Source organism: Cytophaga aurantiaca DSM 3654 (genome assembly GCF_000379725.1).
Taxonomy (GTDB): Bacteria; Bacteroidota; Bacteroidia; order Cytophagales; family Cytophagaceae; genus Cytophaga; species Cytophaga aurantiaca.
The window spans coordinates 76,566-93,171 of the sequence record NZ_KB903623.1 but is presented as its reverse complement, the minus strand read 5'-3'; the positions used below and the strand labels follow the sequence as shown (position 1 = coordinate 93,171).

General features: G+C 35.7%; 14 protein-coding genes. 6 read left to right on the top strand and 8 right to left on the bottom strand.

From position 1 onward, the window contains the following. Window positions 1-30: 30 nt before the first annotated feature. Complete coding sequence (locus tag A3EE_RS0103890) at window positions 31-1,923, bottom strand: AAA domain-containing protein (RefSeq protein ID WP_018342126.1); 1,893 nt, start codon at window positions 1,921-1,923, stop codon at window positions 31-33. A gap of 6 nt (window positions 1,924-1,929) precedes the next feature. After that, window positions 1,930-2,502: a DUF3109 family protein gene (locus A3EE_RS0103885; RefSeq protein WP_018342125.1), complete on the bottom strand. Its 573-nt coding sequence runs from the start codon at window positions 2,500-2,502 to the stop codon at window positions 1,930-1,932. Window positions 2,503-2,600: 98 nt separating this feature from the next. On the opposite strand from A3EE_RS0103885, the gene A3EE_RS0103880 reads away from it, so the two are divergent. From A3EE_RS0103880 to A3EE_RS0103855, 6 genes are read left to right on the top strand one after another with little or no spacing between them, the layout of a single operon-like run. Continuing rightward, window positions 2,601-4,850: an ATP-dependent helicase gene (locus A3EE_RS0103880; protein ID WP_018342124.1), complete on the top strand. Its 2,250-nt coding sequence runs from the start codon at window positions 2,601-2,603 to the stop codon at window positions 4,848-4,850. A 27-nt stretch (window positions 4,851-4,877) separates the two neighbouring features. Then, on the top strand, window positions 4,878-5,612 hold the full coding sequence (locus A3EE_RS0103875; protein WP_018342123.1) for a DUF4290 domain-containing protein: 735 nt from the start codon (window positions 4,878-4,880) through the stop codon (window positions 5,610-5,612). Continuing rightward, window positions 5,612-6,919, top strand: a complete 1,308-nt coding sequence (gene murA, locus A3EE_RS0103870) for a UDP-N-acetylglucosamine 1-carboxyvinyltransferase (protein ID WP_018342122.1) — start codon at window positions 5,612-5,614, stop codon at window positions 6,917-6,919. The genes A3EE_RS0103875 and murA overlap by 1 nt, the downstream gene beginning before the upstream one ends. A 7-nt stretch (window positions 6,920-6,926) precedes the next feature. After that, window positions 6,927-7,325, top strand: a complete 399-nt coding sequence (locus A3EE_RS0103865) for a hypothetical protein (protein WP_018342121.1) — start codon at window positions 6,927-6,929, stop codon at window positions 7,323-7,325. A gap of 45 nt (window positions 7,326-7,370) precedes the next feature. After that, window positions 7,371-8,804 carry a M48 family metallopeptidase gene (locus tag A3EE_RS0103860; RefSeq protein WP_018342120.1) on the top strand — a complete coding sequence of 478 codons (1,434 nt, stop codon included), beginning with the start codon at window positions 7,371-7,373 and terminating at the stop codon, window positions 8,802-8,804. Between the two features lie 16 nt (window positions 8,805-8,820). Then, the gene (locus A3EE_RS0103855) at window positions 8,821-10,368 is read left to right on the top strand and encodes a DUF6770 family protein (protein WP_018342119.1); all 1,548 of its coding nucleotides are present in this window, start codon (window positions 8,821-8,823) and stop codon (window positions 10,366-10,368) included. Between the two features lie 28 nt (window positions 10,369-10,396). Here A3EE_RS0103855 and A3EE_RS0103850 read toward each other — a convergent pair whose 3' ends face one another. The 6 genes from A3EE_RS0103850 to gldA all read right to left on the bottom strand — a co-directional run bounded on the left by A3EE_RS0103850 (window position 10,397) and on the right by gldA (window position 16,483). Further along, window positions 10,397-10,885: a cupin domain-containing protein gene (locus A3EE_RS0103850; protein ID WP_018342118.1), complete on the bottom strand. Its 489-nt coding sequence runs from the start codon at window positions 10,883-10,885 to the stop codon at window positions 10,397-10,399. A 102-nt stretch (window positions 10,886-10,987) separates the two neighbouring features. Further along, window positions 10,988-12,112: a DNA polymerase III subunit beta gene (gene dnaN / locus A3EE_RS0103845; RefSeq protein ID WP_018342117.1), complete on the bottom strand. Its 1,125-nt coding sequence runs from the start codon at window positions 12,110-12,112 to the stop codon at window positions 10,988-10,990. 81 nt (window positions 12,113-12,193) lie between these two features. Further along, window positions 12,194-13,150 carry a DUF4340 domain-containing protein gene (locus A3EE_RS0103840; protein ID WP_018342116.1) on the bottom strand — a complete coding sequence of 319 codons (957 nt, stop codon included), beginning with the start codon at window positions 13,148-13,150 and terminating at the stop codon, window positions 12,194-12,196. Between the two features lie 7 nt (window positions 13,151-13,157). Further along, window positions 13,158-14,822, bottom strand: a complete 1,665-nt coding sequence (gldG, locus tag A3EE_RS0103835) for a gliding motility-associated ABC transporter substrate-binding protein GldG (RefSeq protein WP_245553800.1) — start codon at window positions 14,820-14,822, stop codon at window positions 13,158-13,160. A 5-nt stretch (window positions 14,823-14,827) separates the two neighbouring features. After that, entirely contained in the window at window positions 14,828-15,556 is a 729-nt protein-coding gene (gldF, locus tag A3EE_RS0103830; protein ID WP_026209576.1) for a gliding motility-associated ABC transporter permease subunit GldF, read from the bottom strand. A 9-nt stretch (window positions 15,557-15,565) separates the two neighbouring features. Next, complete coding sequence (gene gldA, locus A3EE_RS0103825; protein ID WP_018342113.1) at window positions 15,566-16,483, bottom strand: gliding motility-associated ABC transporter ATP-binding subunit GldA; 918 nt, start codon at window positions 16,481-16,483, stop codon at window positions 15,566-15,568. Window positions 16,484-16,606 lie beyond the last annotated feature (123 nt).

Below are 16,606 nucleotides of genomic sequence, written 5' to 3'. Positions count from 1 at the left end.
ACCTTTTTTATTAAATGAAAGTAATAATCATCAACTGATATATTCCCAAGCAGAATGATATCCATCATGCATTTCAACATACTCCTGAAAGCCTGCATAAAATTTTGAAGTCGATAAAGTAGAAGAATCACCAATAACAATAAGCTTTTTACGGGCACGTGTAATTGCTACATTCATTCTTCGTAGATCTTTAAGGAAGCCTATCTCCTGCTTTCCATTAGAACGAACAAGACTGATAATAATGATATCCTTTTCCTGTCCTTGAAATCCATCAACAGTTTGTACCTGAATATTTTTAGAAGTAATGCTTTGTTCTATTAATTGCTCACGCAAATATTGGATCTGTAATTTATACGGACTAATAATACCTATACTCGCATGTTTATACTCATTTACTATTGATTGCAATATTGTCAACACCAGATCAGCTTCTTGTTTATTACGAATCCCAAAAGGAGCTCCGACCAGTTCTTCTTCATATCCGGTGCCGGCGGTATCTATAAATTGAACGACAGCTTCATCTAATTGGTGATCTTTAACACTAGCATGTGCTTCTAATTTATTTTCATAAAACCATTGTGAAGGAAACTGCATGATCTTCGTATTCATCCGGTATTGGATCGCCAGCATTTCAGAAATACTTTCAATAGGCATTAATTTTTCGAGTAAACTAATTGCCAAGCCTTTCTTTGCGGCATCTTCGGATTTTACTGTTGGGGGCAGTTGTAAATGATCACCGGCTAAAATGACTTTCTTTACTTTTTGTATAGGGATCCAGCACATAGGTTCCAGTGTTTGTCCGGCTTCATCAAAAATAAGTGTATCAAATTTATCCTTACCTATTTCTCTGTGCATTGATACAACAGGCGTACATGTCACCACTTGATTTTTCACAAGAACATTCTGCTGTAAAAATTGCAGATGATCGTCTGCTTGTCCTCTAAGATTTTTTGCTTCCTTTAAAATAGCTTTACGTTGTTCACGCTCTTCCCGATCAAAATTTCGTTTATATTTATTTGCCATACGAAAGAATTCTTCCGCACGTTTTTTTAATTCTTTTACCAAGCCAAATTGTGCATGAGTTGTAACCTGTCTCTCCAAACAATATTGAAGATTTTGTTCGGTAATTTTAGATGGATTGCCCAATCGAACCACCGGAATACCTCTATTAGCAATACGTTCAGTAAGCACATCTACCGCAGCATTACTTGATGCACATACTAAAACCCGCTCACCCTTTTCTACCAGAGTCTTTACAATTTCAACAATAGTTGTTGTTTTTCCTGTGCCCGGTGGGCCGTGAATGATCGCTATATCCTTTGCCTGAATGGCCTTGAGCCAGGCTTTCTTTTGAGAATCATCTAAGGTTGAAGGAACAGGATAATCCTCTTTTTCATCAAAATCAGCTTCTTTTTCACCCAAAATCACATCTCTCAAACGAACAGAATCTTTGGTCAATCCTTGCTCCCCGCCCCAATAATCAAGCGTTGAAAGCATCGTCTCGTAACTATGCTTATCAAAAAGTTTATCCATTCCGATCTTTCCATCCGAAAGCCAATCCGGCGCCTCATCTTTCATTAATTGAACCGTAACCTGATTACCACCCGAAGCAGTAATCACACCATCAACAAAATCTTCTTTTGAATTGCTGTGCTGATGATTGGAAAAGATCCGGACTTTATCGCCTGAATAAAAAACATTGGGTGTATCAAACTCATACTTTCGTTCAACCTCAATATGTAAGCGCTCTGCAAAGCCGTAATATTCAGATTTTATAAATAGCGGATACCAGGTAATGCCTATTTCTTTCCGTTCCTGAATGGATTGCTTTGATAATTCCTCTTCGTAAATCTTAGCATCTTCGTTCATTTCTATTTTCAAAACATTTTTCAATGTTTGAAAATATTCCTTCGCTATACTCATTATGATTTACTTTTTCTTTTCATCAATGGTCTTACATAACTCTGCATACCATGATTCACCGTACTTACGGATAAGAGGCCCTTTTAAAAATTTATAGATTGGAACACCTAATTCTTTTCCGTTTGAACATGCCGGTTTACAAATACTCCAGCGATCATAATTCAATGCATCAAACTCATCGTATTTTGTAATACGGATCGGATATAAATGACAGGAGATCGGCTTTTGAAAATCAACTTTCTTTTCAAGATATGCCTGCTCAATCCCACATTTCAATATGCCTTTCGGATCATAAATGGCGTAAGCGCATTCCTTATTATTTCCGATCGTTGGCGTTACTGGCTCTCCTTCTTCATCCGTTACGGAAGTTCCTTGCTTTTCAATTGCTTTAATTCCTTCTTTGGATAAATAGGGCTTTACAATCGGGTAAATTTCTTCCAAAATCAATGCTTCTTCTACATCCAACGGTGCGCCCATATCTCCTTCCACACAGCAGGCTCCTTTGCATTTGATTAGATCACAGACAAAAAATTTATCAACGATATCTTCGCTTATAACCGCATTTCCTAAAGAAATCATACAATTTTATAATTTATCAACATATCAATACTATACACAAAGATAATGGTTTTAAAGGGGATTAAATCGTAAATTTATCCATTAAATAAATTGAATAAATGAGTTATCTGGATTCATTAAATGAAGTTCAACGACAGGCAGTTGAACAGACCGAAGGACCTGTAATGATCATTGCCGGTGCAGGATCAGGAAAAACACGTGTTTTAACATACCGCATTGCTCATTTAATCAAAAAAGGTGTCGAGCCTTTCAATATATTATCTTTAACATTTACCAATAAGGCTGCCAAAGAGATGCAGCACAGAATTCAGACCGTTTGCGGCAGTGAAGCCAGAAACGTTATGATGGGTACATTCCACTCTGTCTTTTCGAAAATTCTGCGTGTCGAATCCAGTCGCCTAGGCTTCCCTAGTAACTTCACGATCTACGATACAGAAGATTCAAAAGGTTTACTGCGAACCATATTAAAAGAACAAAACTTAGATGATAAAGTATATAAACCGAATACGGTTTTCAACAGAATCAGTGCTGCAAAAAACAGATTAATTTCCTATACAGAATATATTGCAAATCCAAATTTTACAGCAGATGACAGAGCAGCGTTGCGACCGGAAATGGGTAAGCTTTATAAAACCTACCAGGAACGTTTGATCCGTGCCGGCGCAATGGATTTTGATGATTTATTATTTTACACGTTCAAATTATTCAATGAACATCCGGATGTACTGAACAAATATCAGCACCGCTTCAAATACATCATGGTGGATGAGTTTCAGGATACCAATATTGCACAGTACAGCATTACAAAAAAACTTGCAGCAATGAACCGCAATATTTGTGTGGTTGGTGATGATGCACAAAGTATCTACGCATTCCGCGGTGCCGACATTCAGAATATTTTAAATTTTGAAAAAGATTATTCAGAACTAAAGGTTTTAAAACTTGAACAGAATTACCGTTCAACAAAAACAATTGTTGAAGCAGCTAATAATGTTATAACTAAAAACAAAGCACAGCTAAAGAAAGATGTATGGACATCCAACGAATCTGGCGAAAAGATTCATCTATACCGTGCTGCCAGTGACAATGAAGAGGGCCGCATCGTTGCACAAGCGATCTTTGAAAGCAAAATGAATCTGCAATTGCGTAATAATGATTTCGCAATTTTATATAGAACAAACTCTCAATCCAGAAGTTTTGAAGAAGCGTTAAGAAAACTGAACATTAATTACAAAGTGGTTGGTGGTATGTCTTTTTACCAACGTAAAGAAATTAAAGATGTATTGGCGTACTTGCGTTTTGTCTTAAATGATCAGGACGAACAAAGCTTTAGGCGCATCGTTAATTTTCCAAAACGTGGTATTGGTGATACAACCATTGCAAAAATATTTGTGATTGCAGATGAACAGGGTGCAAGTGTTTGGGACGTTTTGTGTAATGCAAAAAGTGTAATGACTGGTCGTTTGACTACCGTGTTTGAAGGTTTTGTTGATATGATCAAATCATACAAAATTTTAGCTCAGACAAAAGATGCATTTGAAGCAGCTAATGAAATAGCAAAGCAATCGGGTTTATTAAAAGAATTGTATGAAGATAAAACAGTTGAAGGCATTGCGCGATATGAAAACGTACAGGAACTTTTAAATGGTATCAAAGAATTCGTTGATCGTCCGGATCAGGAAGACAAATCACTTGGAACGTACTTACAGGAAATTTCTTTATTAACAGATACAGAAGATAAAAATGAAAAAGATTCTGTAACCCTCATGACCATTCACTCTGCAAAGGGGCTAGAATTTAATCAGGTTTTTGTTGTTGGTATAGAAGAAGACTTATTCCCTTCTGCAATGATGTTGAATAGTCGTGCAGATCTGGAAGAAGAACGTCGTTTATTTTATGTTGCAATTACACGTGCAGAAAAAAGATTATCCTTAAGTTTTGCAACTTCCCGTTATCGTTTTGGACAATTAAAGAGTTGCTCACCAAGCCGCTTTTTGGAAGAAATAGATCCAAGACATTTACAGATGACGAGCATCACAGCCAATTCTATAAACAGTCAGGAGCAATCGCCGGCATTTGTAGGTATAAAACCTAAAACAACAACTGCCACAGTAATACAGACAAAAGCAAAAGCAGCACCTGCCTATACCCCTTCAGCGGATTTTAAACCAAGTGACACAAGTAATTTAGCTGTTGGAATGAAGGTAGAACACCCGAAATTTGGGTTTGGGGAGGTAAAAAATATACAATCTAACGGTAATGACCGTAAAGCATTGATAGATTTTAAAAATTTAGGAGAAAAAACGCTAATTCTTAGCTTCGCAAAACTGAGAATTCACGAATCTTAGTTAACTTGAGGGATTAATACTACACAAATGACATTAATTAAAGGAGAACCGGGAACGGGTATCGTATTAAAAGAATACGGCAAAAACATACAAAAAATTGTAGACTGGATTTTAACGATTGAAGACAGAGATCAACGTACCAGATATGCAAATACATGTGTTGAATTGATGCGTCAATTAAATCCCGGCGTTAGAGATACTGACGAGCAAACAACAAAGCTTTGGGATCATCTTTTTATCATGTCTAATTTTAAATTAGATGTTGATACACCACACCCAATGCCGGATCTTGCTGTATTAGGTAAGAAGCCAGATCGTGTACCATACAATCACAACAACCTTCGCTATAAACACTATGGCAAGAATATCAATCTATTGATTGACCAAGCGATACTAAAAGAGGATGGTGTTGAAAAAGACGACGCGATCATTTACATTGGTCGTTTAATGAAACGTCTTTACAGTACATGGAACAAAGAAAATGTTGACGATGAAGTAATCGTTGAGCATCTATCAGAGCTTTCTAAAAAGAAACTACAAATTGACATTGCGAAAGTAAAAGCAGAACGCTTGTTTGATACCGTTGGCGGAGTTGTTGCAGATAGCAGAATCCCTAGCAGCTCAAGCAGCCAATCAAGATCAAGTAACAACTCTCGCAGATCAAATTCAAATGGCAACGGCGGCAACGGCTATTCCAACAATAATGGTGGTAATGGCAGCAGCAATAGATATCAACAAAATAAACCAAGAAGAAGAAACTAATGGCATCTTTTGAAATTACGGGCGGCACCAAATTACGCGGTGAAATCACTCCACAAGGAGCTAAAAATGAAGCATTACAAATACTTTGTGCAGTTCTAATATCTCCTGAACCAATTGTTATTCATAATGTGCCAAACATTATTGACGTTAACAAACTCATAGAATTATTAAATGATATGGGTGTTTTAGTTACAAAAATAACTTCTTCATCTTATCGCTTCGAATCAAAAGATATCAATTTAGATTTTTTAGATACGGAAGATTTTAAAAAGAAAGCTTCTGCCCTACGCGGTTCGATCATGATCATTGGCCCATTGCTTGCTCGTTTTGGGAAAGCAAAAATGCCAAAACCAGGTGGAGATAAAATTGGAAGAAGAAGATTAGATACACACTTTATTGGTTTACAAAAGCTAGGTGCATCATTTGATTATGATTCAAACGACAGTTTCTATAACATCAGTGCATCTGAATTAAGAGGTTGTTATATGTTATTGGACGAAGCTTCCGTAACAGGTACTGCAAATGTTGTATTGGCTGCTGTAATGGCAAAAGGCGAAACAACGATATACAATGCAGCTTGCGAGCCATACCTGCAACAATTATGTAGCATGTTAAATCGAATGGGTGCCAAGATCAGCGGTATCGGCTCAAACTTATTAAAGATTGAAGGCGTAGATTACTTGGGAGGAACAGAACATACGATTCTTCCTGACATGATTGAGATCGGCAGTTTCATTGGACTTGCTGCAATGACAGGTTCTGAACTAACGATCAAAAACTGCAGGATAGATATGTTGGGTTTAATTCCTTCTGTATTTCAGCGTTTAGGTATCAAATTAGAAATCAGAGGGGATGATATTTATATTCCGGAACAGGAATATTATGAGATCGACACATTTATTGATGGTTCTATCTTAACTGTTGCAGATCAGATCTGGCCAGGCTTCACTCCTGATTTATTGAGTATCGTATTGGTTGTAGCTACACAAGCAAAGGGTTCTGTATTGATCCACCAGAAAATGTTTGAGAGTCGATTATTCTTCGTAGATAAATTAATCGACATGGGTGCTCAAATTATATTATGTGATCCACACAGAGCAACTGTAATTGGATTAGGCAAGCAAGTATCCTTACGCGGTATTTCAATGAGTTCACCGGATATCAGAGCGGGTGTATCTTTATTGATCGCTGCGATGTCTGCGCAAGGAAAATCAACCATACACAACATCGAACAGATTGATAGAGGTTATCAGAATATTGATGAAAGACTAAATGCACTAGGTGCAAAAATCAAACGTTTAAACTAAAATTTTTATGAGCACTTTTAAGAAAATTGTCGGCATAGTAGTTTTATTAGGAGTATTATTTTTAGCATTTATGATGTTCGGTTCTTATGGCGAAGGCTATAGAGCGGGTGCATTAACTAAAGTGGCTAAAAAGGGATTCATTTTCAAAACCAATGAAGGCGAAATGTATACCGCTACCGTAATCAACAGCAGCGGGGAACCGGGCGATGCAGACGGAAGTGGTGTGATCAACAACATCTGGTACTTCTCAATTAAAAACGACGATGCGCTGATTAAACAATTAGAAGATGCTTTATTAAACGGACACAGAGTAAAGCTACATTATCATCAAAAATTCTGGAAGCTATTCTGGGTTGGCGACAGCAAATATGTGGTTGACGGTGTCGAAGTGATTCAAAGTAAATAATACTCCTGATATTAAAATTACCCCTAAATTTTAAATTAGATTTTCATGCGAATATTTTTAACAGCATTAGTCATTCTTTTTTATTCAGGAATTGCGAATGCTCAAACAACATACATTCCGCTCAAAAGTGATACGAATGGAGTTTATGCATTAAAAAAACAAATATTGGCAGCAAAAGATGCCGATATCAAAGCTATTGTTGATGTTAAAAACAAAGTTGAACTTCAAAAAATTTATACCGAACGGGCAACAGAAACAATTACTGAGCTTGACAGCAATTATATCTTACTAAAAACTCCTGTTAATTTATACGCTAATATTATTTTCCAGGAGATTCTTAATAAAAATCCTGAATTAAAAGCGCGCAAACTTCGTCTTTTTATAAATAAAGATGCAGAAGCCAATGCCCTATCAACGGGTGATGGGACAATCGAAATAAACCTTGGACTGATTGCAATGCTCGACAATGAAAGTCAGTTGGCCTTTATTATCTGCCATGAAATCTCTCATTATATTTTAAATCACTCCAATTCAAGTATTCAGGATATTTTGATAGATTATAATTCAAAAGAAACCCAGGATAAAGTAAAAGCGATTGCTAAAAATAAATACAACCAAGCTACAAAACTTGACGAGTTACTTACCAGCATTACATTAAAGCATAGAAAGATCAGTCGCTTTCATGAAAAGCAAGCCGATTCATTGGGCTTTTTATATTTATCCAAAACGATCTATAATGAAGCTGAAACATTGTCAGCTCTTGCTATACTTGATCACATAGAAGACGAAGAAAATAAAGTTCAATTGGATTATTCAAAAATCTTCAACTTTACTGATTATCCTTTTAGACCGGAGTGGTTGAATGAAAATGATATGATAACCATATCACAAAAGAAAACGGACAAACAATTACTGTTAGCAGATTCGTTAAAAACACACCCGGACTGTAAAATCAGAATTGTTTACATTCAAAAAATGTTACTGCAGCCGCCGGTAAATAAAAAAGTTTTCTATCAGGACAAAGATTTGTTTTATCGGATAAAAAATATTTGCCAATATGAAGTAATAGAATATTTATTTTATTCCAGACAGTTGAGCGAATGTATTTACAGATCATTAAAATTACAACTTCAACACCCCGATGACAGTTATATAGCAACTCAAATCGGAAAAAGTATGAACATAATAAATGCTGCTAAAAGTACGCACGAGGTTGGTAAATATGTTCCAACTGTCTCAAAAAAATATTATCCGAATCTCTATGATTTAACAACACTTTTAAAAGAATGGCGCACAACAGATATTACAAATATCAACATGCGTTTTATGCTTCAATACTATGAAAAATTTAATGACGAAGAATATCTGTATACGTCCTATTTAGCGGCCAAATCCAACTACGATACAACAACTGCTGATTTAATTAAAAATGATTATTTAAACAAATACCCAACTGGTACTTATTCTACTAAATTTTAACCCCTAACAAATACTTATGAGAATTTTAGCTTCCCTGTCCCTTTTATTTGCTTTATCGTTATGCAGTTTAGCACAAACAAAAACGATCAATAACATTAAAAAAATGCAGTCTTCAGCCATTAACTACATCATGAAAGACAATGTAGTTAGCGGGTATGTAGTATTGTACAAAGTAGACAAAGTAGATAAAGTAAATTCAACGTATCTATTATCAATACTTAATACAAATCTTGAAGAAACCGCTTCCAAAACACTGGTTGAAGCAAACGCACTTTTCTTAGCAGAATCAGATTTTAATGGCGAATCGATTATGTTAAAATTTGTAGACCCTAAAAAGAAAATAATAAAATATTACTGCTATGATTTGAATGCAGAATTACTTTTCCAGAAAGACGAAATCATAACTTCTACATGGGAACTCTATTCATTACAGGCATATGCAAATTCGGAATCAGGTATCGAAGTTTCAACATTGGTTGGAATCGAAAATTCAGGATATGTGAACTATGGTATTGTGGATAATAAAAAAACGGGATATCAGATCTCATACACTTCAACAGACGGTAAAAAAACATGGAAAGTCGGAAGTGATGTAGCTTCTAAAGATATGATATTTGCTTCTTTTCTTGAACAAAATGAAAACATCTTATTATCAACAATTGTAACAAAACCTTCTTTATTTTCCAATGATTTGAAGTACACTGTCTCAGGTATCGATATAAATACAGGAAAAGAACTATTTAATGTATCACTTGATGATGCAACGCACAAAGCTCAGCCTTTGGAAGCTTTTTTTGATAAAGCTGCAAACAAAATCAGAATTATGGGTTTGTACTTCGACCCAAAAGATAATATGGTCAAAGATTTGAGTAAAGGTATGTTTAACGTTTCTATCAGTTTAGATGGTAAAGTAACATCTTCCGCATATATCGGCTGGCAGGAAGGCTTAAGCAAATATTTCAAAGTTAAAGATAATGGCAAAATTGAAGATATCGGGTATTTCTTTTTTCACAATATTGTTAAGCTAAATGATGGTTCATTCTATGCAATCACTGAACAATACAAAAAGAAATTAGATGGTGTAGGTATGGCATTAGCAGCAGGTGGCAGCAGCAATGGAATGCCATGTAATATTGTTATGGAAGATATGTATATTATGGAGTTTACATCAGACTTCAAATTAAAGGAAGTTACAAAATTTGATAAAACCGTATCTAAATTTTACTTTGACAAAGAAGGAATGATGGATGCGCAAACACTTGCATTGTTTGTTAAAGCAGCTGGTGGATTTGATTATCAGTATACACTTATCAATAAAGATGACTCTCGTTTCTTCGTTTCTTATCTGGATTATGTGAAAGACGAAGAAGATAAAAGATATGGCTACGAATTATGTTACATCGTTAAAGGAATCAATGAACCTTTCACAACAGATAAAATCAAATTAACGTCTAAAACAAAAACAATCCGTACACTAGCTGCTAAAACTGGTTATGTGATGATTTATGAATACGACAAAAAATTAAAAACAGTTGATTTGAGATTAGAAAAGATCAACTACTAATTTTATAATGTGTATTGAATAAAAAATTTTATTCAATACACATTTCTTTTAACAAAGAATCATAAGCCGGGAATTCCCGGCTTATTTTTTTATATAAAGCCAATTCAAAGTCTCCAAAATCAAAACCCGGCGCTACCACACAGCTTACCAATACAAAGCCCGCCTGATCTTTAACACGCGAACCAAACCATGCTCCTGCCGGCACTGTAATATGTAACGACTCTCCTTTTTCAATATTTGTACCGAGCAATTTTATTGAAAGTTTATTTTCATGCAGAATAATTATCTCCAATACAGTCCCTCCATGATAGAACCATTGCTCATCTGATTTAATGCGATGCAGATGCGACTTTTCATTATTTTTCAATAAGAAATAAATAGAAGTTAAAACACTTCTTACTCCATCAAATCCTTGCACTAGTATCTGTTCACCTGAACGATACATTTCCTTATAATAGCCGCCTTCCGGATGTGGCAATAAATTCAATTGTTCAATATAATATTCAGCTGTAAGCATGTGATGAATTATGAATTATGAATTATGAATTATGAATTATTTAAATAAAAAATCCCGACTATTTTCATAATCGGGATTTAGTTATTAATTTTTTAATACTTATTACGCGTAGCTGTTTAACATTACAGGCATAACAAGCATCAATACATCTTCGTGTTCGTCTTTATCTGCAGGAGTAATGATACCTGCTCTGTTTGGAGCAGAGAAATGCATTGAGATCTGAGGTGTATCTAAGTTACTTAACATTTCAACTAAGAACTTTGCATTAAATCCAATCTCCATATCCTGACCTTCAAACTCACATGACAAACGTTCGTTTGCTTCGTTTGAGAAATCTAAATCTTCAGCAGAGATCTGCAATTCGCTTCCTGCTAATTTCAAACGCACCTGATGCGTTGTTTTGTTTGCATAGATAGAGATACGCTTTAATGAGTTCATCATATCTGTTCTTGCGATTGTAAGAACATTCGGATTGTCTACCGGAATTGCGTTTTCGTAATCCGGGAAACGCTCATCAATCAAGCGACAGATCATTTTAATATTATTGAAACTGAAGAATGCATTTGAAGCATTGTATTCAATTTTAACATTTGTATTTTCTGAAGGCAATGAAGCTTTTAATAAGTTCAATGCTTTTTTAGGAATGATCAATGTATTCGCCATTTCAGATACAATGTCTGTACGTCTGTAACGAATCAAACGGTGACCATCTGTTGCAACAAACGTAGCATTTGATTCTGTTAATGAAAGGTAAACACCTGTCATTGCCGGTTTCAATTCATCGTTACTTGCAGCAAAGATTGTTGAAGAAATTGCACGATTCAATATCTCAGTTGAAATATCTACACTGTAGCCATTCTTAACACCTGGTACTTTAGGGAAATCTGTAGCATTTTCACCAGACAATTTATAACGACCGTTATCAGAGCTGATCTCAATACTGTATGTTTCAGGATCGATTGTAAATGTTACAGGTTGTTCCGGTAAGCCTTTTAATGTATCCAATAAAATTTTAGCCGGTACTGCAATGCTGCCTTTTGCTTTCGCTTCAACTGCAATTTCAGTAATCATGGATGTTTGAAGATCAGAAGCTGAAACAACAAGCATTCCATCTCCTATTTCAAATAGGAAATTCTCTAAAATAGGTACAACTGGATTAGTTGTAATAACGCCGTTGATAGCGGTTAATTGCTTTAGTAAAGCATTTGAAGAAACGACAAATTTCATCCTTGAAAGTTTTTATAAATAAACCAAAAATATTAGTGTAAAAATAATTAATTGTTAACGAAAATTCTAAGGAAAAATGGCTTATTTATCCATAAACCATTGTTTCCTTACCAATAAGCGATAGAATGTTTCCGGGTTCAACGTTACCAACTCTCCGTTATCCACAACCTTCGCATACAATAATTTTGTTCCTGGAAGTGCTTTATATATCTGAATGGTTTTTGACTGTGTTTTATCGTGATCGACAATAGAAAGCGTTACTTCAGCACTCTGAGTTTTCAACAGGAATTCCACAGAGTCTTTCTGCTTATCCACAAGGATATTATCAACATTTACACGTTGAAACAAGCTTAAATAAGTATATAACTTTGTGGAATCTACCGATTTCATGTCTACAACTTCGTAGCTGTTCATTTTTTGTTGAATAACAAACCCATCTTTAGGAGAAGAAGCATATTTTAATGTAACCTCCTGAATGCTGCCAGGTATATTTCTAAAGAGCGCTTTATTTCTCCAGTCTCCGGCCTTTATCTTAAACAGATCTGTCAGATCACCTGTAAAGCCCGGCACGTAGATAATATAAGGCTCGGCATCCTTTGAACTGATGTAATAGGAACTATTATTATCATTATCATTTGTAAGCACCCAAAACTCTTTCGTTGCTTCTTCTGTACTCACTGTTACATGTACCCCTTCAGAAAGCAATCTCTTGCGTATTTCATCCTTTACTTCAGAAGCCACCGGCATCTTAACATCCATACGCCCCAAACCTAACTTCATCGTTGTAATGAAATCCTTACGCACGTCGTACTTAGAATCTATAAACCATGTATTGTTTGTTTTAGGTGCCACATAATGCGTTTCGCCATTTGCAGTAAATTCTACTTTTACCAGATCTGTTGTATCAATAGCAATAAACTCCGCATACACAGGTTTGCCCGATTGATCTTTACTTACAGAAGTCCAAAATGCTAAAGCTCCTGTTACTACAGCAACTAAAAACAATACTTTTACGCGCGTTGTAATTCCTGATAACATATAATTATTATTGAGCGTTGCGTGGAGTTCCGTATTTCTTTTTGCGCCAGATAAAGCGACCAATACCGTATAATAAAACCAAAAGAATTGGCACAAGAATATTTACTACCTGCCAAAACTTTTTATCATTTTTAATTTTCTGAGCATCTAACGGACGCATCACTACCTCTTTCTCACGAACGAGTAACAGTTCTTCTTCCATTAAATAATCGATTGCATTCAATACAAATTCTTTATTGGAGAATATGTAGCGCATATCACGATCGTAACCCAAAGGGACAGGCATATCACGTTTTGCATCGTAATCGTTGCGTATCATGTCCAGATCAGCACATACAACAATCTTAGATGGTGCAGATGTAGCTGCTGCAACAACGCCTTCAAACGGAGCAGGTTTATTTTTATACAACGACGTAAATGAACCTTCCAACAGGCAAACAACAGGTTTGCTGCCGCTTGAGAATGATTCCGGTACTAGATCTTTTTTTAATTCATCCAGATCGATCTGAAAAGGAACCTGTACCTCTTTGGTTTGTGCTGAAGTCTGTACTAAAATCGTTTTCTTTATACCTACCGCTTTAACTGTATCAATAGAACCTGCAAAGCGAAGAACTACTGCATCCATATTTTTAACAATCGGGTGCGAACCAAATTGATACACGACCGGATAATACGGAAAATTAATTGCTTGAACTTCTCCGTTCAATCCTGTTTGAATGACAGTCTTTGCACAGTTCATATCTTCTACAACAGACTGATTCATGCGTACACCATACTTAAACAGCAGATCGTCCAGATTTACATTTTTGCTCAAGCCAAATGTTTCTCCATTCTTCAAACTATCTTTACGGATATCAATGGCATCATAAGCAAAGAATGCTTTACCTCCCGAAGTAATGAACTGATCCAGAATGAATTTCTCTTTTTCAGTATATGCTGTTTTCGGTCCGATCACCATTGCCATATTCACACCTTTCAATACAGACAAGCTATCCAGCCGAACACGTTTCACAGCATAGAATTCATTAAGCGTACTTACAACATCTTCTAAATTTTCTTTTGCAGGTTCACCATGTCCTTCAATAATGGCGATTGTTTTAAACTCTTTTATGCTAAGTTTTCGGATTGCTTTCAATAATTCAAATTCAACACCTTCTACAGCCTGATTCAACTGCTCTTCATCCGATTGTACTTTATTACCTTTTAAAAATTGAACCGGGGTTTCGTTTTGCTTATAACTTACAATTGCACCAGGGAAAATAATCTTCTCTGTTTTCTGTCCGTTCTTTTCATCCAGAAAATATTTAGGCTGAACACCTCGCTGTGCAATCAGCGTAAATCCACGATCACGCATTTGCTTGTCTTCTTCAGCAGACGGATCAATAAAACGATAATCTAATTTTGTATTTGAATATGCTTTAAACTGATCAAGTTTTTCTTTAATGGATTTTTTTAGTCGATCGTACTCCGGACTTAATTCTCCATCTAAAAATATCTCTACGTATACATCACCATCCAATGAACTCAATACTTTTTGAGAAACTGGAGAAATGGAATAACGTTTATCCTGTGTAAAATCCAGTCGAAAGAAATGTTCCGACAAAATAATATTTACAAATACCAATATGGCAATCAGAAATATATATTCGAGTATATCGTTTTTTTTCTTCACGTTGCTTACCACTTTCTACTCCCTAAAATTATTTTTGTCGATAAAAGCATAATGCCGATTACCGTCAGAAAGTAAAATACATTTCTGGAATCAACAACACCTTTACTCAATGCATTGTAATGATAATCTAACCCCAAAGGCAGTAAGGATACTGCAGAGCCTTCCCAAAGATCGAGGCTTGCCAAATGATTAAATCCATTATAGATCAAATAGCATAACAAGAGAGCTACAATAAATGAAACAATCTGATTGGTACTTACAGATGAAGCAAAGATACCTGCGGATGTATACACACAACCTAATAAAAACAAACCGATGTAAGAAGAACTCACAGCAGCTGAATCAATATTACCTACGGGCTTCCCTAATTTATATACGGAGATGTAATACAGAATCGTTGGAATTAACGCAAAAGCAACAAGCGCGCATGCCGATAAATATTTCCCCAACAACAATGACCAATCACTGATCGGCTTGGTTAATAAGAGTTCAATCGTTCCATCTTTTTTTTCTTCTGCGAATGAACGCATCGTAATTGCAGGAATCAACAATAAAAATGCTAAAGGTCCGTATGAAAATAAGGTATCCATTTCAGCATAACCATAATCCAGTATACTGCTTTCCGGCAATACCCACATGAATAGACCTATAAAAGTCAGGAATACTAAGATTACTAAATATGCAATCAGGGAATTAAGAAAAACGGCTATTTCTTTTTGAAATATAGTCAACATAGAATTCAATTATATTTTTGAAGTCAGTTCTCTGAACACACTTTCTAACGACTGCTCTTCTACCTTCATTTCTATCAGTGTCCAGCCTTTGTCAGCACAAGCCTTAAATATCAACGGACGTGTATCTGCATCAGTTGTTACAACAAGTTCATACACATTCGCCTGAATATGTTTTGCATCTGAAACAAATTCAAATGATCTGAACTGATTGATATCAACCTGCTCTGTAAATTCAATTCGGATAATTTTTACAGTTGTATTCAGATTGCGAATTTCTGCAATTGTTTTATCTGCTACAATTTTACCTTTATTAATGATGATCACCTGATCGCACAAAGCCTGCACTTCCTGCATGATATGTGTAGAGAAGATTACTGTTTTATCTTTCGCAATACTCTTGATCACTTTACGTATCTCAAGAATCTGATTCGGATCCAGACCTGTTGTGGGTTCATCTAAGATCAATACCTGCGGATCGTGAATCAATGCCTGCGCCAAACCAACACGCTGACGATATCCTTTAGACAAGGCGCCTATTTTTTTATACTGCTCAACCGTTAAGCCACACAGTTCAATCATATCAGCAATACGTTTTTGTAAAGCAGCACCTTTCATGCCGTACAAACCACCTGTAAATTTCAGGTATTCCTGAACGTACATATCAAGATATAATGGATTGTGTTCCGGAAGATATCCGATCTGTTTTCTTACTTCAATTGGTGAAGTCACAACGTCATACCCGCACACTTCAATACTACCTTCAGTTGGTGGTATGAAACACGTGGCAATCTTCATTGTTGTTGACTTACCGGCACCATTAGGACCTAAAAAACCGGTTATCTGTCCTTTGGCTGCAGTAAACGATATTCCATCCACAGCGCGCTGTGTTCCATATATCTTAACTAAGTCTTTTACCAACACCGACATACTATAGGGATTTTTTCAAAAATACGCATATTTTTCGAGTTTATCCGTGTTAAAATCAAGCATTTCTTAACATTGATTTGATCTGTTAAGAGACATGTGGTAAAGAGCTATTATTTAACTTAA